Here is a 25,875-nt window from a genome sequence, read left to right as displayed (position 1 = left end):
CGCTGCCCTAATTGATATTGATATTGGTTTGCAATAATTGATCGCAATGAGACCGACGATTCGCCCACCCGGCACCATCGCCCTGCGCAAATGGTTGCAACGGCTGCATAGCTGGCTGGGGCTCAGCCTTGGGCTGGTCCTGGCCGTGATGGGCGCGACAGGTGCCATGCTGTCTTTCCAGGACGACATCCAGGCGCGGCTGATCGCGCCGCTGCCCCTGCGCGCGGGTGAGGCGGTGCTGGCCCCAGCGGTCTTGCTGCAACGCGCCGCACTGGCGGAGCCGGGCAAGGCGATCGCGCGGTTCGAGGTGGACAGCGATCCCACCGTGCCGGCGCGGATCAGCTATGTTGACAAGGCAGCTGGGGCCAAAGAGCGTGAAACCGTGCTGCTGGACCGCCGTGACGGGCGCATTCTGGGGCCGCTGCCCGCTGCTGCGCTGTTCGATACGGTAGAGCGGGTGCACCGTTGGCTGGCGATGCCGGGCAATGGCAAGGGTTGGGGGCGGATCGTGACCGGTAGCGCGGCGATCGCGCTGATCGTGCTGGCGCTGGGTGGGCTCTATCTGCGCTGGCCGACCAAGCCGCGTGACTGGCGCGCGTGGTTGACCATTCCGCCGGGGCGAAAGGGCCGCTGGTGGTGGCGCGAGGTACACCTGCTGCTCGGCGGGCTGATGATGGCGGTCTATCTGCTCAGCGCGCTGACCGGGCTGTGGTGGTCGTTCGATTGGTATCGTGGCGGGGTTCAGCGCCTGTTGGGCGCAGAGCAGGCCGAGAAGGCCAAGGCGCGCGGCAAACCTGATTTCGCCCTGGCTTGGCAGGGGTTTGACGCGGCAACTGCAGGTCATTCCTATCAGCGGATCATGCTGATCGTGCCGGAAAAGGGTGCTGCCTTGCGCTATCGCGCGCTGCCCGTGGCGGCGCGGCACAACCGGGCGGATGATGCCGTGACGATCGACGGGGCGACCGGCAAGGTTCTGGCCACCGATTTTGCCGCGCAACGGCCAAGCGGTGCTGTCATCGTCGCCAGCATGTTCGAAATCCACCGCGGCGCGTTCTTTGGCCTGGCCGGTCGGATCGTGCTGTTCGTGACCAGCCTTAGCCTGCCGTTCTTTGCGATCAGCGGCGTGTGGTTCTACCTCGCCCGTCGCCGCATGAAGCGGAAGGGGCGGGCACGCCGCGTCGCCCCAGTTCAGCCAATCGCAACGCCCTGAGGCCCTGCTGCCGCCAGACTTTCCACCAGGGCATCGAACACGGCGCGATGGCGGGCGCTGGATCGCAAGTCTTCGTGCATGACGACCCACAGCGGCAGATCGAACGAAAACGCATCGGGCAGTACACGGATCAACGCGGCATCGCGCGCGGCCACGGCCACCTGGCAGATGCCGATGCCAAAGCCCGCGCGGATCGCGGCGAGTTGCACCAGCGCGTTGTCGATCCGCAGCGCGAAATCGCTGTGCTCCAGACTCGGCAAGGCGTCGAGCACCGCGCGGGACAGATCGCCAATGCTGTCGACCCCGATCAGGTCATGGCGTGCCAAATCGGCAATGACCTTAGGGTGGCCATGCCGCGCGAGATAGTCGGCATGGGCATAGAGCCCAAGTTCTAGCGTGCCGAGCTTGCGCGCGAGCAGGGCCTGTTGCGTCGGGGCGACCATGCGGATGGCGATATCGGCATGGCGTTGCAGCAGGTCACCGATCGCGTCACTTGCCACCAATTCGATGCTGAGTTCCCGGTAACGTTGGCGCAGCATGGTGAGCACCGGCGGCAGATGCTCGGCCGCCACCACCTCGCTGGCGGTAATCCGGACCGTTCCGGCAATCGCGTCTGCGCCCGCCGTTGCGGTGCGCAGCAGCGCGGCCGAGGTGGCCAGCATGGCTTCCGCATAGGGTTGCAGGGCAATGGCCCGATCGGTGGGCGAAAGGCCGCGTTGCGAGCGCAGGAACAAGGTGCCACCCACCGCCTGTTCCAGTGCCTCGATATGGCGGGCGACGCTGGGCTGGGTTAGCCCCAGGGCCCGCGCCGCCGCCGAGAGCGAGCCTTCGCGAAGCACGGCGGCGAAGGTGCGGTAGATATCCCAGCTTGGCTCTCGGTTCATCTATTTCCGTATAGCCGCTTGCCGCATTCAGTCAATTTCATGGATCGTGCTCTTGCGCCAATCCTGTCGCCGTCAACACAGGAGAGCGACATGGAACGGATTGCGCTGGTTTTGGGCGTGACGGGGGGCATCGGCGGCGCCGTGGCCCGGCGGCTGGTGGAACGCGGGTGGAGCGTGCGCGCACTGGTGCGGGCGCACAGCGCACACCGGGTGCCGCAGGGCGTAGCGGCGGTGATCGGCGATGCCATGGATCGGGCGGCGGTTGCGGCGGCGGCAGAGGGCGCAAGGGTTATCGTGCACGCCGTCAATCCGCCCGGCTACCGCAACTGGGACACCGTGGTCTTGCCGATGCTGGACAACACCATTGCCGCGGCGCGGGTCAACCGCGCGCAGATTTTGCTGCCGGGCACCATCTACAACTATGGCCCTGACAGCTTCCCGCTGATCGCTGAAACCGCGCCGCAGCATGCCGTCACGCGCAAGGGCGCGATCAGGGTTGAGATGGAGCGCCGGCTGCGCGCTGCTGCCGATGCTGGAGACGTTCGCGCGCTGATCGTGCGGGCCGGCGATTTCTTTGGCCCAGGCGCGGCCAACAGCTGGTTTGCCCAAGGCCTGATCACGCCGGGCGCCCGTCCGCGGATTATCCGCAATCCCGCCACGCGCGGCGTCGGGCATCTCTGGGGCTATCTTCCCGATGTGGCCGAAACCATGGTCCGCCTGGTGGAGCATGATCAGGTGCCGGCCTTTGCCAACTATCACATGGGTGGGCACTGGGACGACACGGGCACCGCGATGGTCGAGGCCATTGCCGAGGCGTTGGGCGCGCCAAAGGTGCGGATTGCTCCGTTCCCGTGGTGGGCGCTGCGCCTGGCCGCCCCATTTGCGCAGATGCCACGCGAATTGATGGAGATGCGCTATCTTTGGCAGCAGCCGGTGCGGCTGGACAATGCCCAACTGATCGCGCTGCTGGGCGAAGAGCCGCACACGCCGCTTCCCCAAGCCGTGCGCGCCACGCTCGCCGCGCTGGGCTGCATGCCCTGATCCGCCACGGCAGCGTTGCCCCGATCAAGCGCCGGGGCAACGCCGGGATCAGAAGCTCTTGCTGATGCCTACGAAAATGCCGCGCCGCGCCCCGAACGAGGGCGCCCCGACACCCACGCCAGTCCCGTCGCGGATTTCATAGACGTGGTCGAACAGGTTCTGCACATCCACGCGCACGTCAAACCCGCTGTTGCCAAACTTGTGGCCGGCCGAAAGGTTGAACGTGACATAGGATGGCAGCGAGGCGCCGTTGGGCACGGTGCTGCCATCGGCCAGGACCAGGTCGCTGCGCAGGCCAGAGCCCAGGATCGCGCTGGCGCTGACGCGCGAGCCGGCCAGGGCGCCATCGCGCCAGTTGTAAGACGCGCCCGCCGATCCCGACCAGGTCTGGTTGTGATCGAGGTAGATGTAATGGTTGGCGATATAGGCAAGGTCGGCAGCGGCAAAGTTGTATTCGTTGGACACGATATCGGTGCCCTGGGCCTTGGCATAGGCGATGTTGCCATAGGCGTTGAAGCCGCCGTGGCTGTAGTTCAGCGTCAGTTCGGTGCCGAAGATGCGTCCACGCGCATAGTTGAACGGGGTCAGGATGATCGGGGCGCCGAACTGGCCTTCGTCCACCAGATGGGTGGAGCGGCGGATATAGCCATCGAGGCCCAGCGTGAAGTTGCCGATCTTCTGCTCGAAACCCGCATCCCAGTAGTTTTCGCGCTGGGCATAGGTGGTGTTGTTGGTCCGCACGTTGGGCGAGGCGGTGGTGTTGTAGACCTGTGCCAGGTTGCTGTCGGCAATGAGTTCGAATGGCGCCGGCGAAAAGTAGCGGGCATAGCCGGCATGCACTGTCAGCCCATGACCCGGCGTCCATACCATGTTTGCCCGCGGGGAAAGCTGCCGCTCGTTGCGCGGGCCGTCGTTTTCATCGAACCGTGCGCCATAGTTCAGCACGAAATGCGGCGTGATGTGCCATTCGTCCTGAAGATAGGCGCTATAGGTGCGCTGGGTAACGCCGATCGCGAACGGCAGCGAGATCGGCTGGGCGTTGGCCAGGATCGCGCCTTGCTGCCATCCCTGGTCGGGCTGGGTGGGATCGAACGTATCGCCGGTGGTTGGGAACACGTTGGTGTTGGTGCTGCTGGTCGAATGATCGTGCTCGAACAGCAGCCCGGCGCGCAGCGTGTGCTGGTCCGACAGCTTGTAGGCGCTATCGACCTGAAAGGCGAAAGTAGTGTCCTTCTTGTTGGCGTACTGTGTCTCACCATTGAACAGCAATTCGCCGGTGTAGTCTGGCCGGTAGGTGAGGGTCGCCACGCGGCCGATGGCAGAGGCCTGGAACGAGAACGGGCCGGCGGCATGCAGCCACGACAGCGCGCCAAAGCCGAAGGTCTGCAACTGCCGTTCGTTGAGGTTTTCGCTGTTGAAGCTCGTCTGCCCGTTGACTGACACCGGATTGCCATTGGCATCGGTCTGCCCGCCCACCAACCCGGTGGGATTGGGGATCTGATAGGCCTGGTTGGTATAGCCACCGGTCAGCGCGATGCGGTCGTTGGCGCCCAGGATATGGTCGATATAGCCAAAGCCGTTGAACTGGTCGGTCTGGTCGTGGATGGCGTGGCGATTGCCGTTGACGTTTTCGATGCCCAGGTCGGAATGCTTGTAGTCGCCCGAGGCGAACCAACTGGTTGCGCCAGAACTGCCAGCGATCTGCACGCTGGGTTCGATCGTGCCCTGGCTGCCACCATAGACACTGACCGTGGTGCCGTCCTTGAGGCCGGACTTGGTGGTGATATCGATGATGCCGCCAGTGCGCAGGCCATATTGCGCCGGCAGGGTGCCGGTTACCAGGCTTATCTTGTCGACCAGGCGGGGTGAGAGCATCTGGCCGAACACCGCGATGCTTTCGGGAATGATCACGCCGTTGATGCGGTATTGCACGCCGTTGTGTTCATCCCGCACATGGAACTGGCCGAACTGGTCCTGGCTGACGCCGGGCATTTGCAGGATGATATCCTGGATCGGCTGGTTGTCGGCGCCGGGCAGGTTCTGGATCGCCTTCTGGTCCAGCGTATAGGTCGATGCGCCCAGGCTGGTCTTGATACTTTCGCGCGCATCGTTGAGCCGCTGGGCGGTGACGACGATTTCGGACGGGGGCGCGGCGTCGCTTTCGGCAAACGCGGCCGGGGCGGCAAAGGCGGCATAGAGACCGGTAGAGGCCAGAAAGCAGGTGCGAAGGGCCTGACGCGAAAGCATGGTTTCAATATCCCTGGAAAGGTCTCGTGTTCTTGCCAGGGTGGTTAGCGGGGGCGCTGCAACGCGAACATGGCAGCCTTTCCCGATTTTCCCGGGAAAAATTCCCGATCGCGTTTGCAGGCCTTGCCATCGCGCAGACTGTGCTAGGCGGCGTGAACCATGTCTCTGCGTCTGCGCGTCATCCTGCTTATCACCCTGGTTCTGGCTTCCAGCCTGACGCTGTGCGCGCTGCTGGTGGGCTATCAGGTTCGCCAGGAACTGGCTGCCGAACTGCGCGCGGCGATGGCGGGCGCGCGGCAAACCGCCAGCGGCACGTTCGAAGACCTGCCTCGCTCCGATCATTCGCTCCGCGATATGCGGCAACTCGTCCACGCCTTCGATGGCAATCGGCATGTGCGCATGGCGGTGGTCGATCGGCAGGGACAGGCCCTGCTCACCTCGCGTCCCAGTGGAGAGGCGCCACCGCCAGCCTGGTTTGGCCGTCTTGTGGAAGTGGAGGCGGCTGCGGTTGTCTTGCCCATTCCCGATGCGCCGGGACAGGGTCTGGCACCAGGCCTGCGCCTGGTCCTGACGCCCACGCCGCAGTCTGATGCGCGATCGGCCTGGAACGAGGCGTTCACCATGCTCAAGGTGATCGCCGGGGTTGCCTTGATCGGCGGCGTGCTGATCTGGCTGGCGGTGGGGGCGGGGCTGCGCCCGCTGGTCTTGCTGGGTGAACAGTTCGCCAAGGTGGGGCAGGGCGATTATGCCGCCGCCGTGCCAGAGGCGGGGCCACCGGAATTGCGCCTGTTGCAGCGCGGGTTCAATGCGATGACCGGGCAACTGGCAGCAACGATGCGGCGCAACCGCCAGTTGGGCGACCAGATCGTCCGCCTGCAAGAGGAAGAGCGCGCCGAAATCGCGCGTGACCTGCATGATGAGATCGGCCCGCGCTTGTTTGCCGTGGGCCTCGATGCCGCACTGCTGGCGCAGCTGTGCGAAGCGGGCAAGCCCGCAGAGGCGATCCGCCATGCCCAGGAAATCCAGCAGGCGGTGGTGCATATGCAGGGGCAGGTGCGAGACCTGCTCGGTTGGTTGCGCCCGGCGCGGCTTACCGAATTTGGCCTCGCGGCGGCGATCAAGGATCTCGTGGCGTTCTGGGCAGGACGGCGCGGGGACATAGCCTTCGCGCTCGATCTACCCGAAACCGCACTGGATGAAAGCACGGCCGAGGTCGCCTACCGCGTGGTGCAGGAGGCCTTGAGCAATGCCATGCGCCATGCCCGGCCCGCCCGCATTGCCATCACGCTTACACACGAAGCACCGGATCGCTTGACCGTGCGGATCGAAAACGACGGCGTACCACAGGCCGCGCCCGATGCATCGCGCAGTGGCGGGTTGGGCCTGCTGGGCATGCGCGAGCGGGTGGAAGCCCATGGGGGGCAACTGGCCTATGGACGCGAAGCCGCTGCGGCGGTGTGGCTGGTGCGTGCGCAACTGCCGTGCCAGATCCACGCAGTGCCGGCGGCAAACGGGCAGGAGCAGGCGTGATGAACATTCTGCTGGTTGATGATCACGCGATCGTGCGGGCCGGACTTGGCCGCATGCTGATGATGACGCCGGGCACACAGGTGTTCGAGGCGGCGACCGGGCGCGACGGGCTGGCAATCGCGCGGGCCAACACGCTCGACCTGGTGATCCTTGATCTCAACCTGCCGGAACTCGGCGGGATCGAACTGGTCGCTCGCCACCGCCAGATCGGCGCGACGCCGATCCTCGTGCTGTCGATGCACGCCGACCCACTTTATGTGGCGCGGGCGCTCAACGCCGGGGCGCAGGGCTATGTCAGCAAGAATGCGTCGCCCGATGAACTGCTGCTCGCCATTCGCAAGGTGGCGGCGGGGGAACGCTATGTCGAACAGGCAATCGCCCAGGAACTGGTGACCCAGGCCTATGTCCCGGCCACGACCCTGGCACAACTGGCGCCGCGCGACCTGGAAATCCTCCGCCACCTGGCCGCCGGGCGCAGCCTGAGCGAAATCGCCGATATCCTCGGGCTGGGATACAAGACGATCGCCAACAACTGCAGCCTGATCAAAAGCAAGCTGGGCGTGGTGCGCACCGCCGATCTGCTGCGCATCGCGCTGGAAGCCGGCCTGTCCTGAATCTGCCAGAGCGTGGCACGGTTCATCGCTCTGGCCAGTTGGGAAAGAACAGCCGCTGGCGATTGGTCTTGAGACGCCCGGGCTGGGTGTACTCGCCCAGCCAGCCGTCGCTTTCGTCCAGGAACTTGGCTTCGGTCAGCGGCTTGCCTTCGGCAGCGAGGCGGTCGATCACCTGACGGGCATAGAAGTGGCGGAAGATCCGGTCGAATTCCGTCAGGTAGACGTCGGCCACATCGGTATCACCGCGGATCAGCAGCATGTTCTCGTCGTTGGCTTCCAGCGATGATGTCGAAAAGTTGGCCGATCCGGTGCAAACCAGCGGATTGTCTCCCAAGGGATCGATCAGCAGGAACTTGGTGTGGATGAAGAACACGTACCCCTGCTTGCGGAACAACTCTTCCTTGAGGAACCACGCGTCGAGGCTTGAGGGTGGGAACACCTTCTTGCTCTTGGCATAGTCACCCAGGATGGACCCATAGGCCGCCACCACGTCACGGTCTTGCGCCATCTTGGCTTTCAGCAGCTTGTCCGGCTCATCCTCCAGCAGGATGAAGCGCACGAATGGCCGATCGATACCGAACTGCGCGGCAAGCAGTTTGTTCACGCCGAAGGCGGCGGTGAACATGACCGTGCCGGTCGCGGCGGCAATCTGATCGGCATACCAGGCAAGCATTACGTCGTTCTTGCGTGGGGAGAAGAACGTGGTGATGCCAGGCGGCGCCGTCAGCGCATCGAGATCGTCCTGTGGCGTCTTGGCCTGGGTCCAGGTGGAAAGTTCCGGCGTTGTCGGGTCTTTCGATAGCTCGGTCCAGTAATCGAGGTAGTCTTGCGCGACATCGCGGTTGCGCACGATATGGACCACGTTGGTCTGGCCGATGAAGCCCGAGGCGGTGAAATTTGCCGATCCGGCGAGCACTTCCACGGCTTCCCCGCCGCGCAGCCACACGATGAACTTGTTGTGCGGGATATTGCGGCGGCGCGTGCGCTTGATGAGCCGCAGGTTGGGCTGGTTGGCCAGGCCGAGCCGTTCGATCGCGTTCTTGGCGGTCGTTGTTGCGCTTGTCGGTACTTGTGTGTGGGTCTTTTCGTCAAGTTCGGTTCCCGCCTCGTGCACGATGCGCACGTCCACACCGCGCGCGGCCGCCGCGCGCAGCGCCTTGAGGATGGGGGTATAGGTGAATTCATAGGCCGCAACGCGCAGGGAATCCCCGTCTGCCGCCTTGGCGATGAAATCCAGCGCCGCCTGCAACGCCCCCCGCGAAAGCCACTGCACCTCGCGGTCGGCGGGATCGTCCTCGTCCTGCGGCTTCTGGTTGTGGAAGGTTTCGGCAAACGCCTGGGAGGCGACTGCACCAAAATTGAAATAGATGCCGTGGGCGCCGGCCGTCGGGTCAATCGTCGTTATCGTAATCTCGGCAGCATCGCCCAGTGTGACGGCCGCCACCGGTCCATACACCGGATGCACCCGATAGGTGATGTCCTGGCCGGGGGCGGCGTTGAAGTCTGACCAGATCAGGCTTTGGATCGGGTAGCGGTTGCTGGGATAGCTTTCGGCCGGATCGGGGTTTGGCTCCACGCTGGCAAAGACCTTGCGCCCTTGCAGCCAGACCGGTTCCCCGTTTTCCAGCCGGGCAATGGCAAAGCCCAGCAGTCCGTCGCGCGCCTGCTCGGCAATATCGATCGCCAGCAAAACCACGCGCGTGCCGGAAATGGCCCGCAGCCGAAGAAATCCCGTTTCCGTGGTGACCCGCATGCCCTGTCCCCCGCCCTATTCGCAGTCCACAGTAATATTCAGATCGCGAATCAGAACATCATGAATCTGGAAATATGGGGCAATAAATAGCGCCGGCGTGGAATGTATTGATCAATGCATTGATTTTGACCGGAACGACTGGTCAGGTAATCGTCACCTTTTCATCACGGCCCCGCGCTGCTGACGCGCTTAGACTACTGTGCCCACCAACCGGCCGATACCCGCCGTAACGGCCAGCGCCAGCGCCCCCCAGAACGTGACGCGGGCCGTGGCGCGCCATACATTGGCGCCGCCGGTGACGGCACCGATTGCACCGAGCACGGCCAGGAACAGCAGCGAGCCGACGATTTCGATCGGGATCAGCCATGCACGAGGCGCGATCGCCGCGATCAGCACCGGCATGGCGGCGCCAAAGGTGAATGTTGCTGCCGAGGTGAATGCGGCCTGGATCGGCCGGGCCGTATTGGCAACTGTGATGCCCAGTTCGTCGCGGGCATGCGCGGCGAGCGCGTCCTTGGCCATCAGTTCGCGGGCGATGATATGCGCCGTTGCGTCATCGATGCCGCGCCCGCGATAGATGCTGGCCAGTTCTTCCAGTTCGCCGGAAAAGTCTGCGGCCAGTTCGGCCCGCTCGCGCGCCAGGTCGGCCTGCTCGGTATCATGCTGCGAACTGACCGAGACATATTCGCCCGCAGCCATCGACATCGCCCCCGCGACCAGGGCCGCCAGCGCTGCAATCAGCACGCTGGACCGCGTGCCGCCGGCCGCAGCGACGCCCAGGATCAGGCTGGACGTGGAAAGAATGCCATCGTTGGCGCCCAGCACCGCGGCGCGCAGCCATCCGATCCGGTCGACGAGATGATATTCGCGGCCCGCTTGCTTGGTCATCGCCACAGGTACGTTTCCTTTGTCAGCAAGGTTGCCCTGCGCAATGCCTGGACAGACGCGAGCGGCACACGGCAATAGGCGGGAAAACGCCCTTACCTTGTCGCCGTTCCAGGCTGCTGTCACGCCCCAATTGTGGCGCGGGGCAGGGCTTAATCGGCCATGGCCATGCTTTCCCCCCAGGCGGGAAAGGGATCGGGCAGCGTTGCCCATGCATCCGGGGTGAAGGCCTGAGCCGGGACCAGGCATGCATCAAGATCGCGGCGGATGCGGGCCTCGTCCATGCCGATGCCGATGAACACGAGTTCCTGGCGTCGATCCCCCCACTGCGCATGCCAATGCTGCGCAACAAACTGTTCGAAGCGATCGTCGGCAGGCCATTGCTGTTTGGGAATGCTGCCCCACCAGCGGCCCATCCGCGCGGTCATCGTCTGGCTGCCGGCCACGGCCAGTTCACCGACCCAATCCGGCCTGGTCGCCAGCCAGAAATGGCCCTTGGCGCGCACCACCTGATCGAGGCCGTTGGTGGTCAGAAAGGCGTGGAAGCTGGCGGGATCGAACGGTTGGCGTGCGCGATAGACGAAGCTTTCGATGCCGTATTCCTGGGTTTCGGGAACGTGGCTGGCATAGCCATAGAGTTCCTTGGCCCACAGCGGATGCTGCGCCGCCTTTTCTTCGTCGAACAGACCCGTGGCGAGAATATCGGCAAGTTCTATCCGGCCATGATCACACATGCGGATGCGGGCATCGGCATTGAGGCTTGCCACCAGCTTGCACACCAGTTGTAGATGATCCTGTGTCACGGCCGACGCCTTGTTGATGACCACCACGTCGGCAAATTCGATCTGCTCAACCAACAGGCCCACCAGGCTGCGGTCATCCTCGTCGCCCAGCGCCTCCCCGCGGTCGGCCAGGAAATCCTGGCTGGCGTAATCCTTGAGCAGGTTGATGGCATCGACCACCGTAACCATCGTATCGAGCCGCGCCACGTCTCCCAGGCACATGCCGGCCTCGTCACGGAACGAGAAGGTAGAGGCAACCGGCAGCGGTTCGGAAATGCCCGTGCTTTCGATCACCAGGTAATCGAACCGCCCGGCTTGCGCCAGCGCCCGCACTTCGTGGAGCAGATCATCACGCAAGGTGCAGCAGATGCAGCCGTTGGTCATTTCGACCAGCGCTTCCTCGCTGCGCGACAGGGCCGCCTCACCGCCACGCACCAGGTCGGCATCAATGTTCACTTCCGACATGTCGTTGACGATGACGGCAACGCGCAGACCGGCGCGGTTGGCGAGGATGTGGTTGAGCAGCGTAGTCTTGCCCGCACCAAGGAAGCCCGACAGCACGGTGACGGGAAGGCGGGAGTCAACGACGGGGGGCATAGCGGTGGGATCGGTCATCGTTTCTGTCCTGCGAATCATGATATAATGTATCATCCAGGTTATTTCGCAAGGACGCAAGCGTGGTTTGTGGCCAGGGCTCGGTGAATGGTGGCGGTGCCCACTTGCCTATCGCCGTCGCCGCCGCCAAACTAACCCGATGAAACGGATGCCTTATCTTGCCGCCGCGTTATCTCTCCTGCTTGCCGGGTTTGCGCCTGTCCCGGTGCAGGCCCAAACTGCCGATGGCGACGTTCCGCTGACCCCGCAGACCTTGGGCGATGCGCTGTCATGCCGTTCGCGCGATGCGCTCGAGGCGTTTGCCGGGGCGCTGTTCCTGGCTGGCGATGCGCCGCCGTGGATGCACGAAATCAAGGATGACAAGCAGACCGAGGGCATGCTCGGCCTGTATGGCTATACCCTGGCTAAGCCGGCGATGCTGCTGGGCGAGCCGGTCGACCGCGTCTATTTCATGCAGAACTGGGTGGTAACGCTGTGGCCGCGCAAAAAGGCCGAGGCGTTTATCGCAGCACACCACCTGGAGCGTGCGCCGATCAAGGCGACCGAACAGTATTATCATTTCATCGATCCCGAAAGCGGGCCGATGCTGGGCGCGTTCGAACCGACCGGCAATGCCATGGCGGCGATGCTGGCCAAGGCCTTTGGCGGTGAAGCACCGCATTCCGCGCCCAGCGACAGTCTGTTCGTGGGCTGCAACTATGCCGTGGCATCGCAAGAGATGTTCCTGGATGCAGCGCGCCAGTCTGACGCGATCGTGGGCCGCAAGGCGCATGAGATTGGTGAGGCGGTGGCACCGAAAAAGCCCTGACCTTTGCAGCCCCGGTTGCCTTGGCCGAACCCATGGATTAGGCCAAGGTAACCGGGGCCGTGCGACCTCCCGGTCAGGCGCGAGCCCAAGCGTTGCCTTTCGCTCGCCTGCGGTTTCGTGGGCGCAAAAGGTGTTGGCCTGGCCATGAACGAGACGTCTTCTCCTCCTGATTTCCATGAACTGGTGCGCGTGGCGGCGCGGATCGGTTGCCTCAGTTTTGGCGGCCCGGCCGGGCAGATCGCGCTGATGCACCGTGAACTGGTCGAGCAGCGCAAGTGGATCAGCCAGGATCAGTATCTGCACGCGCTCAATTTCTGCCATCTGCTGCCCGGGCCCGAGGCGCAGCAACTGGCGATCTGGATCGGGTGGAAGCTGCACGGCATTCGCGGCGGACTGGCCGCCGGCTTGCTGTTCGTGATCCCCGGGGCGCTGGTAATCCTGGCGCTGTCTATCCTCTATGCCTCTGCCGCCGGACTGGCGTGGTTTGCGGCAGTATTCCTGGGGATCAAGGCGGCGGTATTGGCCATCGTGGTGCAGGCGCTGGCCCGTGTCGCCGGGCGGGCGCTCGGCACGCCGTTTCGCAAGGCGGTCGCCGCCCTGGCGTTTCTGGCGCTGTTCCTGTTCAACGCACCGTTTCCCCTTGTCGTGATCGGGTGCGGCGGGCTGGGCGCGATGGTGGCGCGCTATCGGCCCGCCTGGCTGGGCCTGGGAACGGCAGCGCCGTTTCCGCCCCGTTCGCCGCGTCCCTGGGCGCATAGCCTGTGGTCGATCGCCATCGGCGCCGCCGCCTGGGCAGCGCCGATGATCGCGGTTCTCGCCCTGTTGGGGCCGCACCATGTGCTGTGGCGCATTGGCCTGTTCTTTTCCAAGCTTGCCGTCGTGACCTTTGGTGGTGCCTACGCCGTGCTGGCCTACATGGCGCAGCAGGCCGTTGGCGCGCAGCACTGGTTGAGCGCGGCCGAGATGGCCGACGGGCTGGGCCTGGCGGAAACTACGCCGGGGCCACTGATCCTGGTTACCCAGTTCGTCGGCTATCTCGCCGCGTTTCGCGCGCCGGCCCCGTTCACGCCGCTGCTTGCCGGGATACTGGGCGCGGGGTTGACCACCTGGGTCACCTTTGCCCCATGCTTTCTGTGGGTCTTTGCCCTGGCGCCGTGGATAGAGCGGCTCGAACATGCGCGCCTGCTCAAGGGAGGGCTGGCACTGATCACCTCGGCCATCGTTGGGGTGATCGCCAACCTCAGCGCGTGGTTTGCGCTGCAGGTGCTGTTTGCGGTGCTCCGTCCCGTGCGGATCGGGCCCTTGGCGCTGAACGTGCCGGTTCTGAGCAGCTTTGACGTGCGGGCCGGTTTGCTGGTGGCGGCTTCTGCCTGGCTGATTTTGGGCCGCAAATGGAACGTCGCCGCCACCCTGGGCGTCGCCGCGCTCGGCGGATGGCTGCTCTCTCTTGCCTGACTGGCGAGTGGGGTAAGGCTATGCCGGATCGATCCGCAGCAGGGCAGTGATCGTCAGGCGGTCACCACTCGCCCATGATCCGGCCACGTCGCCGCAGTGCAGGCAGTTGGCAGGATAGACGATCAGCCGATTGTGCCGCAGCGCGGCAGCGCCGATCCGTTCGAACATGGCGGTGTCGCTGGTGTGATAGGCCGCGGGCGGAAGGCCGTGCCTTGCCGCATCGGCGGCCAGCGCCTGGCGCCAGGCCGGCGCGCGTGCCTTGGTTACCCGTTCGAACCCGGTGGCGCGCTGGCGGTGGAAGCTGGTGCCGCCATGGGGCGGATGGCACAGATAGTGCACCACGGCCATGATCGTCTCGTCCGCATCGTCAAAGTGCGGGATGCGCTGCACCGGGGCAAGCGCCGATGGATCGCGCGTGGCAATGGCGAAATCGGCGCGCAGCACGCGCGCCTGTTCCAGGCCGGGCCAGGCCTGGACTGCGCGATTGAGCCAGTCTGTCCAGGCGCCCGGCGCTGGCGCGCGCACGCCGGGGTAAAGGTCGTCCGTGGTGGCGGCCAGGCTGGCTGCGGCGGCTGCGGCATGGAGTGCCTGCGGCGCGGGATAGGCATCGTCGATGATCCACAGCGGGACAGCCTCGCGGCCCAGGCGGATCGGAGGCTGGACCGGCATCGGCGGTCTTTCAGGCGCCGGGCGTGAACCAGTCGGCCTGCGCGGCCAGGCGGGCATTGCGCCGCCGGACCAGCGCGCCGACATGGTCTTGCGACAGGCACATTGCGGCCATGATCATCAGATCGGCGAAATCGGCAATGCCATCTCGGGCGCGGCCGAGCGCAACCTCGTCTATACCATAAAGGCCCGTCAGCAGGCTGGTACTGCCGTCGTGAAACGCCAGGTCCAGCTTGAATTCGCGCACGACCTTGTGTTCGAGCATCAGATCAACCAGCCGACGCGTGGGCTCCTGGCCTTGCACCAGGCGGCCCAGGATCGCCTGGACCGAGCGGAAATAGTCGCTTTCGCCGCCCTCGGCGGTGACGATCGGGCAGGGGCCGGCCGGATCGATTGCGGGGCTTTCGGTATCGATGCAGATCACCGCCTCGGCCCCTTCGCCCCCCACGAAGAAGGGCAGGCGCAGCAGGTTGAGCGGCAGGACATCGGCATCGATCGTGCTGCCGTTCCAGAACAGGTTTTCGTGCGGCTCAAGCCCCATCAGCGCGGCAGGATAGAACGCGCCGGTTTCCCCGTCCTTGGCCAGAAACACCGGGAACTGGCGCGCCACGGTGCGGATTTCGTCGGCTACCAACGGCACGAGGTGAACGGTGGCGGCGCTGGCCGCCGCGCGCGCGGGATCGATGCGGAGATCGGCGTGGTCGGTGCGGGTGAGTTGCGCAAGCTTCATCGTGGTTCGTCTCGTCTCTGCTCAGAGCGGCGGAAAGCGGTGCTGCGCCAGCTTGTCGAGCAGGGCGCGGTTGGTGGGCATCATCTGGCCAAGCTTGCGCTTCATCGCAGCGTTGCGGGCAAAGGCATCGTCGGCCATGTCACGCTGCGCCAGTTGGCCGGCGCGGGGCCGGGTGCGGAAACCCATGCCATAGAGCACGTATTGATAGCTGGCAGCGGGGAACATCTCGTGCGCACTGGCAAAGTCGTGCTCGCCAAGGGGCGTGTCGCGCCAGAGTTCGAGCTGATCCTGCAGGTCTTGCGGGATCGTGGCGGGATCGCGGTTGTCGCGCCAGAATGCCGTGTCGCTGCGTTCGGACAGCACATAGTGCAGCTTGAGGAACTCGATGATGCGATCCCAGCGATAGCGCGTCATGCTGTTGAAGCGGCGGGCGACAAAGTCCATCGCCTGGCGCGTGGCGGGCATGCTGGTGGCGATGTAATCGGCCGATAGCTCGATCAGCACCAGGGCCGATGCTTCCAGCGGTTCGAGGAAACCGGCCGCGAGCCCCACCGCGACCACGTTGTTTTTCCAGAACTGGGCGCGATGGCCCGAACGGATCGGGATTTCGCGCGGGGTCAGCTTGGCAAAACCGGGGCCGACATAGGCGGCGAGTTCTTCCTCGGCGCGATCGGCGCCAGCGTGGCGGCTGGAATAGACATAGCCGATGCCGCGCCGGGTAGGCAGGCCGATGTCCCAGATCCAGCCATGCTTTTGCGCGGTGGAAATGGTGTGCGAAGCGATCGGGCTGTCTTCCTCTACCGGCAGTTGCACGGCCAAGGCGCGATCGATGAACAAGACATCGGACCGGTCGATGAACGGCACCTCCAGTGCCTCGCCCAGCAGGCGGGAGGAAAAGCCGGTGCAATCGACAAACAGGTCTGCAGCGATCGCGCCGCTGTCGCGGCCGATGACGGCAGCGATATCGCCATCGTCGCGCCGCGTGACGCCCACGATCTCGTCATCGATGTGGTTGACGCCCAGCTTGCCGGTGCAATGCGTGGCAAGAAGCTCACCCAGCTTCACCGCATCGAGATGATAGGCATAGTTGGCAATGCCGGCGTAATCGGGCGAGGTCATCAGCTTGGGCGCAAGGCCCTGTTCGCACAGGTATTCCTGAAAACAAACGGCATCGGAAAACGAAGGCCCGCCATTGCCGTTGCCCTGGGCGGCACTGTTCCAATAGGGCGCGAGGTCAAGATCGGGAAACCCTTCGGGCAAGACCAGCGGATGATAGTAGAAATCATCCGCCGCGCCGGTGCGCCAGCGGGCGAACTTGGCGCCTTGCTTGAACGAGGCATGGCACGCGCGCATGAAATCGGTTTCGGCAATGCCGATCTTGCGCAAGGTGTTGCGCATGGTTGGCCAAGTGCCTTCGCCCACGCCGATCGTGCCGCGCGAGACGCTTTCGACCAGCGTGACCGCAAGATCGCGCCCATGGCGTGCGGCGATCAGCCCGGCGGTGAGCCAGCCGGCCGATCCGCCGCCAACGATGCAGACCGAACGGATCGCGCGGGGCGACGTGCCGGACATTGCCATGTATCTCCCGTCGTGTGTGCCCGGTTTCCCGGGCAGGAGGGGCGCGCACGGACAGTTTCCCGTGGCGCGCCCCCTTTGTTCATCCCGTGATGCTACACGGGTTTGCCTTAGAAGTTGACCCGTGCCCCGAACTTGAAGCGCCGGCCCGAATCCTCTGCATAGAGGAACTGGTTGGTATAATAGGCATATTTCAGCGTGCGGGAATTGGTCAGGTTGGCGCCTTCGACAAAGACCGAAAACTCTGGCGTAACGTGATACGTGGCGCTGGCATCGATCTGTGAATAGGGGCGAACCTGGGTAACCGCCTGGCCCGCGCCATTGAGCGGCGGCGGGGCGAGGTATTGCAGGAACCGGTCGCGCCAGTTCCACGCCACGCGCGCTTCGATCCCGTTCTTGTCATAGAACAGCACCGCGTTGGCCGAGTTGGACAGGCCGGTCAGCGCGAACTTGTTGGCCAGGTTCTGGGTATCGAGCTTGCGATTGGAGCCGACCAGCGTGCCGTTGAGCTGGAAGCCGAAGCCGCTGTTGCCCAGGGTATGCTGCCAGGCCGCCTCGATACCCTTGACCGTGGCATCCTGGCCGTTGACGGGCGCGGTCACCGTGAACTGCGCCGGCAGGCCGGTCGCCGGATCGAGCAGCGGGCCGCCAGAAGCGTTGGCCACGGTGCCGGTGGTCTGGTTCAACACGATGAAGTTGTTGACGCTCTTGAGATAAGCACCAATCGAGATGTAGCTGCTCGGCGCGTAATAGTATTCGGCCGAGAAATCGAGATTGCTTGATTTGAACGGCTTGAGATCGGCGTTGCCACGGCTGGCGGCAAAGTTGCCGGGCCGCAGCGTGACCAGCGTGGTCACCGGCGAAAGCTGTTCCAGCGTCGGCCGGGTGATCGTCTGCGATGCGGCAAAGCGCAGGGTTACCGCATCGGTCAGCTGCCATTTCAGCGCGATATTGGGCAGCACGTCGAGATAATGCGCCTTGCCCTCCGTGCGGGTGGTGCCAGACGATGCCGAACCGTACTGAGTCTGGTCGTTGGCCAGCTTGACCAGGCCGGTATAGGCCGTGGCCAGGCCGTTGACGCTGGTCTGGGTATCCTCGAACCGCACGCCGGCCACGATCGACAGCGGCCGGCCGCCGACATCGCCCTTGAACTCGGTTTCGAGATAGGCACCCAGCACGCGTTCGGTCACGATCGTGTCGTTCACCAGGGGCGGCGCAAAGGTGAAGTTCGGGTTGGTCACGCGCTGCTGCGCGGTGATCGCGTTGAACAGCGTGGGGCCATCGAACGTCAGCCACTGCGTGGCCAGGCGGTTGGCGCCGCTCAGGCCTGACAGGAAACCGCTGCCGGCGTTGAACGTGGTGATCGGCACCCCGGCCGGAGCCGGCGCGTTATAGCCGCAGGTGGTGCAGCCCGTGCCGCCATCGTTGGAATAGAGCGACGTATCCTTTCGGTCACGCGAGTAATAAAGGCCGAAGTTGGCGTTCACCAGGCCTTCGCTGCCATCGCCCTTGTAGGCGAAATCAGCCCGGCCCTGCGTGACCTTGTCGCGGATGCCATAGCCGCGCAGCAGCATCACGTGCTGGCACATCGGCTGTCCGGCGCCCACCGGGGTGGTGCTGCCCGGCTGGCCCGAATTGGTCACTGCGCTGCCGCAAGGGCTGGCGGGATTGGCAAAGGTGGGCAGGGTTTCGGTCTGCCAGGGCAGCACCGAACCATCCGACTGATAGCGCGACGAGCCGGTAAGATACCCAAGCAGCGCCAGATAGGCTTCCTGCCCGCCGTTGGGGTCTTCCTTGGCCAGCGAATAGGTGCCGTCGAACGAGGCGGTGAGGTTGGGCGTGACCTTCCATTCCAGGTTGAGCCCGAATTCGCGGGTGTTGGTGCGCTTGTCGAACTTCTTGTAGTGGAAGTCGGTGGCGATGCCGCTGGCCTGGGTCAGGTCGGTTGCGGTGCCATTGGCATCGGTCACCACGTCGGTCAGGTTCGAGGCGGTGAACCAGTGACCGTACGAGCGCGTTTCGGTCTTGTTGGTGAACTTGGTATAGAGCGCGTCAGCGGTGATCGTCACTGCATCGCTGGGCCGGTATTGCAGCACCACTGTGCCACCAATGCGTTCGCGGTCTTCGCGCGTCACCTTGGTGTCGTAGTTCTGCGGGATGAAGATGTTGCCCTGCGGATTGTTGGCGCTGATCGTGCCTTTGCCGCCGTTCACCTCTGCCGCCGGCACCGCCGGGTTGACCAGCCAGCCGTCGGTCTGCGCCTGCGCCAGCCGCGTAAAGCGATGCTGGTAGCTGCCCGAAACGAGGATGCCGAACTTGCCATCGGCCAGCGTGTCGGCAAACAGGAACGAGGCGTCTGGCGCTATCTTGCGCGCGTTGCCGTCATAGTTGCCGTCAACTGTCGCGGAAAACTTGCGCCCCTTGTAGTCGAAAGGGCGCGCGGTCTTGATGTTCACGGTCGAACCGACACCGCCCGATTGATAGCGCGCGGTGGACGACTTGTAGACTTCCACGCCCGAAACCAGTTCCGACGCCAGCGTATCGAACGAAAAGGCCCGACCCGAGGCCTGGCTCGGGTCGGTAGGGGTGGCCACCTGGCGGCCATTGACCAGAACCGTGTTGAATTCCGGGCCAAAGCCGCGAACCGTGATAAAGGCGCCTTCGCCGCCGGAGCGGTCGATCGAAACGCCGGTGATGCGTTGCAGGGATTCGGCAAGGTTGGCATCGGGCAGCTTGCCGATGTCCTTGGTGGAAATGGCATCGACAATGCCCGACGATGCGCGCTTGATGCCACGCGCACTGTCGAGGCTGGCGCGCAGGCCGGTGACGATGATCGCCTGCGGCTCGGGCTCTGCCGCGGCGGGTGCTTCTGGGGCCGGGCGGGGCGCGGCGGCCGGTTCTGGCGCGGCGGCCTGGCTGGCCAGGGCAACGGTTTGCGTGGCAAGCGGCGCGCGGTTCGACAGCGGGCGGGCGATTACCGCAAACGTCGCGGGGCCGGTCTGGCGGGCGGCGAGGCCGGTGCCGGCGAACATGCGCTCAAGCGCGTCGGACACGGTAAGGCGGCCGCGCACTTCGTTGGTGCGCACCGCGCGGGTGACCTTGCGCGAGGCAATGATCTGCACATTGGCCTGATGGCCCAGGATACCGATGGCGGTTTCGGCCGATTGCGCCGGAATGGCGAATTGGCGAAGTTCGGTGTTGGCCTGTGCGGCAACGGGCATGGTTGCCATGCAGGCAATGCCAGTCGTCGCAAAAAGAACGCCACGCAGTGTGGTCGTTGTCATATATCCCTCCCATCAGGATTTCATTACGCATCAGATCATTTCGATCTGTGTTGGCCTAGAGACATGCTCTGGCGATTATCCTTCTTCGATTGTGAAAATTTATTTCTAGAATCCTGTTTCGGCTGCGCGTTCGATACGGATGGTGCGCGGATCGCTGACATCGATCTTCACGGCCAGCGTCGCCTTGAGTGTCTGGGCAAAGCCGTCTGGGTCACCGATGCGAAACAGCCCGTCGAACTGCTCGGCCGCGACTTCGGGATCGGCGATCACGATCTGCCGCTGGTTATAGCGGTTGAACTCGTCAGCCGCCTCACGCAGCGTGGTGCCGTTGAGATCGATCATGCCGTTGCGCCAGGCCAGCGCGCGGTCGACCGGTGCGGTTTCGCTCGCCTGGTAATGCACCAGGGCGCGGGCGTTGACCATGGCACGCTCGCCCGCCACCACGCGCAGGCGCTGGGTGGCATCGGCGGCAGACCAGGTTTCGACCACGCCCTCGGTCACCAGGATTTCCACCCCTTCCTCGCGCTTGCGCACCGAAAAGGCCGTGCCGATCGCCTGGGCGCGCACCGGGCCAGAGGCAACGACGAACGGGCGTTTGGCATCCTTGGCTACCTCAAACCAGGCTTCGCCCTGATCGAGTTCCACCTCGCGCGCGTGCTGGCCCAGATTGACCTTGAGCGCGGTATCGGAATTGATCGTCATGACCGAGCCATCGTCGAGCGGAACGCGGCGGATCTCGCCCAGGCGGGTGACGTATTGGGCGCCATTGGCAAGCACCAGGCGCGTGGCGGCCGCGCCGGCGATACCCGCTGCCACCAGGCCGCCCAGCACGCCACGCCGTGCCCAGGCGCCGCGATCGTTGGCAGGCTCGATCGCGTCATCACCTGGCGCGCTATCGACCGCTTCGGGCGCGGCCGGCGGGGTGACCACGCCGGGCAGTTCCCATGCGGCCTGTACCTGCAGCAGGAGGCCATGGCGGAGCGGATCGCCTGCCAGCCAGGCTTGCAGTGCGGCTTCGTCGGCGGTGCTCCAAGCGGCAGCATCGTCCATGCGCGCCACCCAAGTGGCAGCGGCATCACGATCGGCGGGGGTAAGGGGGCTGGTTGTGGTCATGACGCCCTCCGTCCGGTGGGCAGCATTTCGGGCTCGCGTTCAAGCCGGTCCCAGCCTTCGCGGATGGCGCGCACACCCACCCACACCTGCTTTTCGACGGCCTTTTCGGTCATCCCCATATGCGCGGCGATTTCCTTTTGCGACCAGCCTTCGAACTTGCGCAGTTCGACGATGCGGCGGCAGCGTTCGGGCAATTGCGCCAACAGGCTGCGCACCCGCTCGAACGCCATGCGCGTGGCGACCTGCTCCTCGGGCGTGGGCATTCCGGTGTCGCGATAGCTTTCAATCTCGCTGATCGCCTCGAATGGGGCGATCACCTGGCGCTTGAGCCGGCGGGCCAGCAGGTTGCGGCAGATAGAAAAGAAATAGGCATGCCCGCAGTCGATATGGTCGACAGTATCGAGCATGGCGATGCGGCAATAGGCGTCCTGCATGAGTTCATCCACTACATCGGGCGCAATCCGCCGCTTCACGAACCATGCCCGCAGGCGCGGTTCGTGCGGCATGATCTCTTGCGCCACCCATCGCGCCAAGGCGCGGCGACGCTCGAGTTGCGCTCGCAGATCCGGTCCCGTCCCATCCTCCATCGGCTTTGGGTTTTCCCTCTTTCACAGGCCTAGAGACCGGCCGGCGCCATTTCCTTCCGCTTGCGGCAAAATATTTCGCGACGATAGCGCCGATCCGGCGATATCCGCAAAAAACGCTGGCGCTTGGCCCGGCCAGATCAGCCTAGAAGACGCGATGTTGCACATATTTGCGATATTCATCAATCCGTCACGGGTCTTACCGCGAAGCGTCATGATTGCCGCCTAGGGCCGCCCCCGAAACGATAAACGTTCTTCGGGGCAATCATAATGCGCATCACCAAACTGGCACTTGTATCGTCGGCATCGCTTGTGGCGAACCTCGCCCTGGCTTTGCCAGCCATGGCGCAAGCCGCGCCGGCCACGGCACCCGCACCTGTCGCAGCCGCAGCGGATGCGGCGGCCGATGCCGGGGAAATCGTCGTGACCGGCACCTATGCCCGCAGCTTGAATGCGGCCACCCAGGTGAAGCGCACGGCTGCGTTCCAGGTCGATTCCATCGCCTCGACCGATATCGGCAAGTTCCCCACCCAGAACGTGGCTGAGGCGCTGCAACTGGTGACCGGCGTGGCGATCACCCGGCCGCGTGGCGAGGGGCTGTATGTCAGCGTGCGCGGGCTGGGGCCGCAGTTCCAGAACACGCTGCTCAACGGCAGCCCGGTGGCCGTCAACGAAGTGATCGAAAACGGCGGCGCGGCGGGGCGGCAGTTCCGCTTTGAAATGCTGCCGGCCGAGTTCACCTCGCGCATCGACGTGGTCAAGACGCCCACCGCTGACATGACCGAAGGCGCGCTGGGCGGGAATATCAACGTCAAGACGTTTGAACCGTTCGACGTGGGCACCAAGACCACGCTCAACCTGCGCGGCACCTATACCAGCAAGACCGATCGCGTGCGCCCCAACGCCACGCTGATCACCAGCTGGGTGAACAAGGACGATACGTTCGGCGTGCTCGCCGGGGCCCAGTATTGGGCCAAGGACGTGCGCAACGACCGCTTCCTGAACTTCGGTTGGTACAAGGATCGCTTCGCCTCCACCCTGGGTAGCGGCTATTACCTGCCCACGCGCACGCGCCCCACGGTGGAAACCGAAAAGCGCAAGCGCATTTCCGGCATGCTCTCGCTGCAATGGCGCCCCAGTGCCGAGGCGACGACCACCCTCAACCTCATGGCGACGCGGCTGGACGTGGCCTATGACGAGTTCGGCCTGGATATCTATCCCGACGACAGCAGCGTCGCGGGCCACAAGCCGGTGCTGGTGCCGAGCAGCGTGGTGCTGGATGGCGATACGGTGGTCAAGGCCACGATCAACGACGTGCGCTTCATGGCCTCGCGCGAATATAGCCTCAACCGCCACGACCTGTTCAACGCCAATCTGCGACAGACGTGGGACAGTGATGGCTGGCACGTGGTGGGCCTGGCCAACTGGTCCTATGCCCACAGCTATCACCCCAGCTATGACGTGGGCACCGTGCGCAGCCGCGCAATGTTCTTTGCCCCGCTGACATATGACGCCACGGGCGGCTACAAGGCGGTGCCCACCTTCACCACCACGGTCGATCCCACCAATCCGGCCAATTACCAGCTCTATCAATTCAACATCGCGCCCAAGAACAGCAAGGACTGGAACTTCTACGGCCGTGCCGACGTGGCGCGCGATCTGGGCGGTTTCATCTCCAAGCTGGCAGCCGGCGGCGAATACCAGTTCCGCAAGCGCGACTATTCGCGCCGCGATTTCCTGGTCAACCCGGCCGCCGGCACGCCGCTCACTAGCCTGGGCAGCGGCGCCTATCAGCAGCTGCCGTTCGACGATTACCTGCAAGGGTTGGGCGGCAATATCCCGCGCCAGTTCCTGGTGCCGGTGACCAGCGCCTATCTCAATGCGTTCTTCACGCCGGCGGTGCGCAATTCGGCGCTGACGGCTGCCGACCTTGCTGCCTCGTTCCACACCACCGAAAAGATCGCCAGCGTCTATGCCCGCGCCGATTACACCTTTGCCATCGGCGGCGTCGCGATCACCGGCAATCTGGGCGTGCGCTATGTCCACACCGACCAGGTGGCGAGCGGCAACCTGCGCAGCGGCAGCACGACCACGCCGGTCAGCTTCCCCAAGACCTTCAACAACCTTCTACCCAGCTTCAACCTGCGCGCAGAATTTTCGCGCAGCCTGATCGGTCGCCTTAGCGCCAGCCGGGTGTTGACCCGTCCCAACGTGACCGACAGTGCGCCGCGCATCACCGTGTCGACCGACGCGCCCACGGCGAGCGGCGGCAACCCGGCGCTGGTGCCGTTCCTGGCCACCCAGTTCGACGGGTCGCTGGAATGGTACTTCAACCCGACCGGCTCGCTGACGGGCGCGGTGTTCTACAAGGCGATGGATAACTACATCACCCAGCAGAACGTGCCGATCGACATTCCCGGCCGCGGCACCGTGCAGTTGAGCACCCAGGTCAATGGCGGCAATGCCAAGGTCTATGGCCTGGAAGCGGCCTATCACCAGGTGTTCACGTTCCTGCCCGCGCCGTTCGATGGGCTGGGGCTGCAGGCCTCGTACACCCGCACCTCGGTCGAGGCGAACTACACCGCCGGCTCGCGCCCGATCGTCAACGAGCTGATCGGCTTGTCGAAGAACAGCTTCAACGTGGTGGGCTTCTATGAAAAGGGCCCGCTGTCCACGCGGCTGTCCTATGTCTGGCGCGATCGCTATCTGTCGAACACGGGCAGCACCACCCAGGCGCCGGTCTATACCGCTGCGTTCGGCTCGCTCGATGGCTCGATCGCGGTGTGCGTGACCGACAATGTCACGCTCAGCCTGGAAGCGATCAACATCGCCAAGGCGCGTCAATATACCTACAACGACCGCACCATCCGCTTTGGCGAAATCAACGATTACGGCCGCACGATCCTGTTCGGCGCGCGGGCGGAATTCTGATGCGGCGGTCTTTCGCAACAGGCGCCAGGCTGGTGCTCGGTGGGGCCTTGGCCCTGCTGGCGCCGGCTCTGGCCGGGGCGGCGGACGCGCCGCTGCGGATGAACGACATTCAGGTCGTTGGTTCGCACAACAGCTTCAAGGCGCAGATTCCGGCGCCGATCATGGCCCAGTTGCGGGCGCGTGATGCCAAGCTGGCGCAGGCGCTGGATTACTATCACCTGCCGCTTGCCGCGCAGCTCGATGCCGGGGTGCGCCAGGTGGAGATCGATATCTTCGCCGATCCGGCCGGCGGGCGCTATGCCCACCCGGCCGGAGAAGCGCTGCTTCCGGCAGATCAGCAGGGCAAGGGGCAGGGGTTTGACCCGGCGGTGATGGTGCGGCCGGGCTTCAAGGTGCTGCACATTCCCGATATCGATTATCATGCGGTGTGTCCCACGCTGGTCAGCTGCCTGGGCGAGATCGATCGCTGGTCACGCGCCCATCCGCGCCACTTGCCGATCATGATCACGATCAACGCGGCCGACAGTGCCGACAACCGCCTGGCCACCCAGCCGCTGCCGCTCGACAATGCCGCGTTGCTCGATCAGTTGGACGGGGAAATCCGCAAGGCCCTGCCGGGGCGGCGGCTGATCACGCCTGACGAAGTGCGCGGCAACGCCAGCACGCTGGCCGATGCGGTGCATCGCCGTGGCTGGCCCACGCTGGCGGCGGCGCGCGGGCGCATCTTCATCCTGTTCGATGTGCGGCCCGCGGTGTCTGACGCCTATCGCGCGGGGCATCCGTCGCTGCGCGGGCGGCCTATGTTTGGCTAGTATCCCGATGGCCAGCCGGAAAGCGCGATCCAGATCGTGCAAGACCCGCTGGTAGATGGCGCGCGGATCAAGGCACTGGTCAAGGCCGGCGTGATCGTGCGCACCCGCACCGACGCCAACACGCAAGAGGCGCGCGCCCACGATCTGGCCAAGGCCCGTGCCGCGCAGGACAGCGGCGCCCAGGCGATCAGCACCGATTACTATCCCGGCGCGCCCGATCCGTTGGGCCTTGGCTTTGTGGTAACCTTGCCGGGCGGCACCATGGCGCGCTGCAATCCGGTGCGGGTTGCCGGACGCTGCACTCTGGCGCCCTGACATCTCTCGGGCATGGCACTGCGCGGGCACTTGTGCCATCG

General features: G+C 64.7%; 18 protein-coding genes and 1 pseudogene. 8 read left to right on the top strand and 11 right to left on the bottom strand.

Annotated elements, in window-relative coordinates; genetic code table 11:
- Nucleotides 1-46: 46 nt before the first annotated feature.
- Nucleotides 47-1,210, top strand: a complete 1,164-nt coding sequence (locus IP65_RS07020; protein ID WP_022675913.1) for a PepSY domain-containing protein — start codon at nucleotides 47-49, stop codon at nucleotides 1,208-1,210.
- Here IP65_RS07020 and IP65_RS07015 read toward each other — a convergent pair.
- The gene (locus IP65_RS07015) at nucleotides 1,189-2,094 is read right to left on the bottom strand and encodes a LysR family transcriptional regulator (protein WP_022675912.1); all 906 of its coding nucleotides are present in this window, start codon (nucleotides 2,092-2,094) and stop codon (nucleotides 1,189-1,191) included. The genes IP65_RS07020 and IP65_RS07015 overlap by 22 nt on opposite strands.
- A gap of 90 nt (nucleotides 2,095-2,184) precedes the next feature.
- On the opposite strand from IP65_RS07015, the gene IP65_RS07010 reads away from it, so the two are divergent.
- Nucleotides 2,185-3,135: an NAD-dependent epimerase/dehydratase family protein gene (locus IP65_RS07010; protein WP_054131180.1), complete on the top strand. Its 951-nt coding sequence runs from the start codon at nucleotides 2,185-2,187 to the stop codon at nucleotides 3,133-3,135.
- Nucleotides 3,136-3,183: 48 nt separating this feature from the next.
- Here the strand turns inward: IP65_RS07010 and IP65_RS07005 are convergent, their stop codons facing one another.
- Complete coding sequence (locus IP65_RS07005; protein WP_054131179.1) at nucleotides 3,184-5,382, bottom strand: TonB-dependent receptor; 2,199 nt, start codon at nucleotides 5,380-5,382, stop codon at nucleotides 3,184-3,186.
- Nucleotides 5,383-5,541: 159 nt separating this feature from the next.
- On the opposite strand from IP65_RS07005, the gene IP65_RS07000 reads away from it, so the two are divergent.
- Together IP65_RS07000 and IP65_RS06995 are read left to right on the top strand one after the other, a co-directional pair.
- Nucleotides 5,542-6,912 (top strand): histidine kinase, encoded by a 1,371-nt coding sequence (locus IP65_RS07000; protein WP_054131178.1) that lies wholly within the window; start codon nucleotides 5,542-5,544, stop codon nucleotides 6,910-6,912.
- The gene (locus IP65_RS06995; RefSeq protein ID WP_054131177.1) at nucleotides 6,912-7,526 is read left to right on the top strand and encodes a response regulator transcription factor; all 615 of its coding nucleotides are present in this window, start codon (nucleotides 6,912-6,914) and stop codon (nucleotides 7,524-7,526) included. The genes IP65_RS07000 and IP65_RS06995 overlap by 1 nt, the downstream gene beginning before the upstream one ends.
- 22 nt (nucleotides 7,527-7,548) lie before the next feature.
- Here IP65_RS06995 and IP65_RS06990 read toward each other — a convergent pair whose 3' ends face one another.
- The 3 genes from IP65_RS06990 to IP65_RS06980 all read right to left on the bottom strand — a co-directional run bounded on the left by IP65_RS06990 (nucleotide 7,549) and on the right by IP65_RS06980 (nucleotide 11,561).
- Nucleotides 7,549-9,279 (bottom strand): phospholipase D-like domain-containing protein, encoded by a 1,731-nt coding sequence (locus IP65_RS06990; protein WP_054131176.1) that lies wholly within the window; start codon nucleotides 9,277-9,279, stop codon nucleotides 7,549-7,551.
- A 189-nt stretch (nucleotides 9,280-9,468) separates the two neighbouring features.
- Nucleotides 9,469-10,167 (bottom strand): VIT family protein, encoded by a 699-nt coding sequence (locus IP65_RS06985; RefSeq protein ID WP_054131281.1) that lies wholly within the window; start codon nucleotides 10,165-10,167, stop codon nucleotides 9,469-9,471.
- Between the two features lie 149 nt (nucleotides 10,168-10,316).
- Entirely contained in the window at nucleotides 10,317-11,561 is a 1,245-nt protein-coding gene (locus IP65_RS06980; protein WP_022675905.1) for a GTP-binding protein, read from the bottom strand.
- Between the two features lie 139 nt (nucleotides 11,562-11,700).
- On the opposite strand from IP65_RS06980, the gene IP65_RS06975 reads away from it, so the two are divergent.
- Both IP65_RS06975 and chrA read left to right on the top strand, forming a co-directional pair.
- Entirely contained in the window at nucleotides 11,701-12,369 is a 669-nt protein-coding gene (locus tag IP65_RS06975; RefSeq protein ID WP_022675904.1) for a hypothetical protein, read from the top strand.
- A 144-nt stretch (nucleotides 12,370-12,513) separates the two neighbouring features.
- A complete protein-coding gene (chrA, locus tag IP65_RS06970) occupies nucleotides 12,514-13,824 on the top strand; it encodes a chromate efflux transporter (RefSeq protein WP_022675903.1) in 1,311 nt (436 codons plus the stop codon).
- Nucleotides 13,825-13,842: 18 nt separating this feature from the next.
- Here the strand turns inward: chrA and IP65_RS06965 are convergent, their stop codons facing one another.
- The 6 genes from IP65_RS06965 to IP65_RS06940 form a co-directional block, all read right to left on the bottom strand.
- A complete protein-coding gene (locus IP65_RS06965) occupies nucleotides 13,843-14,493 on the bottom strand; it encodes a DUF6445 family protein (protein ID WP_054131175.1) in 651 nt (216 codons plus the stop codon).
- A gap of 10 nt (nucleotides 14,494-14,503) precedes the next feature.
- The gene (locus IP65_RS06960) at nucleotides 14,504-15,220 is read right to left on the bottom strand and encodes a SapC family protein (protein ID WP_022675901.1); all 717 of its coding nucleotides are present in this window, start codon (nucleotides 15,218-15,220) and stop codon (nucleotides 14,504-14,506) included.
- 21 nt (nucleotides 15,221-15,241) lie between these two features.
- Nucleotides 15,242-16,792 carry a tryptophan halogenase family protein gene (locus tag IP65_RS06955; protein WP_022675900.1) on the bottom strand — a complete coding sequence of 517 codons (1,551 nt, stop codon included), beginning with the start codon at nucleotides 16,790-16,792 and terminating at the stop codon, nucleotides 15,242-15,244.
- Nucleotides 16,793-16,905: 113 nt separating this feature from the next.
- Nucleotides 16,906-20,025: a TonB-dependent receptor gene (locus tag IP65_RS06950; RefSeq protein WP_231627585.1), complete on the bottom strand. Its 3,120-nt coding sequence runs from the start codon at nucleotides 20,023-20,025 to the stop codon at nucleotides 16,906-16,908.
- 159 nt (nucleotides 20,026-20,184) lie between these two features.
- Nucleotides 20,185-21,192 (bottom strand): FecR family protein, encoded by a 1,008-nt coding sequence (locus IP65_RS06945; protein WP_022674544.1) that lies wholly within the window; start codon nucleotides 21,190-21,192, stop codon nucleotides 20,185-20,187.
- A complete protein-coding gene (locus IP65_RS06940) occupies nucleotides 21,189-21,698 on the bottom strand; it encodes an RNA polymerase sigma factor (protein ID WP_211183156.1) in 510 nt (169 codons plus the stop codon). Before IP65_RS06940 ends, IP65_RS06945 begins: the two co-directional genes overlap by 4 nt.
- 348 nt (nucleotides 21,699-22,046) lie before the next feature.
- Between IP65_RS06940 and IP65_RS06935 the strand changes: the two genes are divergently transcribed.
- The gene (locus IP65_RS06935; protein ID WP_082349832.1) at nucleotides 22,047-24,707 is read left to right on the top strand and encodes a TonB-dependent receptor; all 2,661 of its coding nucleotides are present in this window, start codon (nucleotides 22,047-22,049) and stop codon (nucleotides 24,705-24,707) included.
- Nucleotides 24,707-25,834: pseudogene (locus IP65_RS06930) on the top strand (Ca2+-dependent phosphoinositide-specific phospholipase C). The gene IP65_RS06935 and the pseudogene IP65_RS06930 overlap by 1 nt, the downstream one beginning before the upstream one ends.
- The last annotated feature ends 41 nt before the right edge of the window (nucleotides 25,835-25,875 follow it).

Origin of the sequence: Novosphingobium sp. AAP1, assembly GCF_001295765.1 — a bacterium.
GTDB lineage: Bacteria > Pseudomonadota > Alphaproteobacteria > Sphingomonadales > Sphingomonadaceae > Novosphingobium > Novosphingobium capsulatum.
Note: the sequence above shows the minus strand (reverse complement) of the source record. Positions and strands in the feature narration are given on the sequence as shown.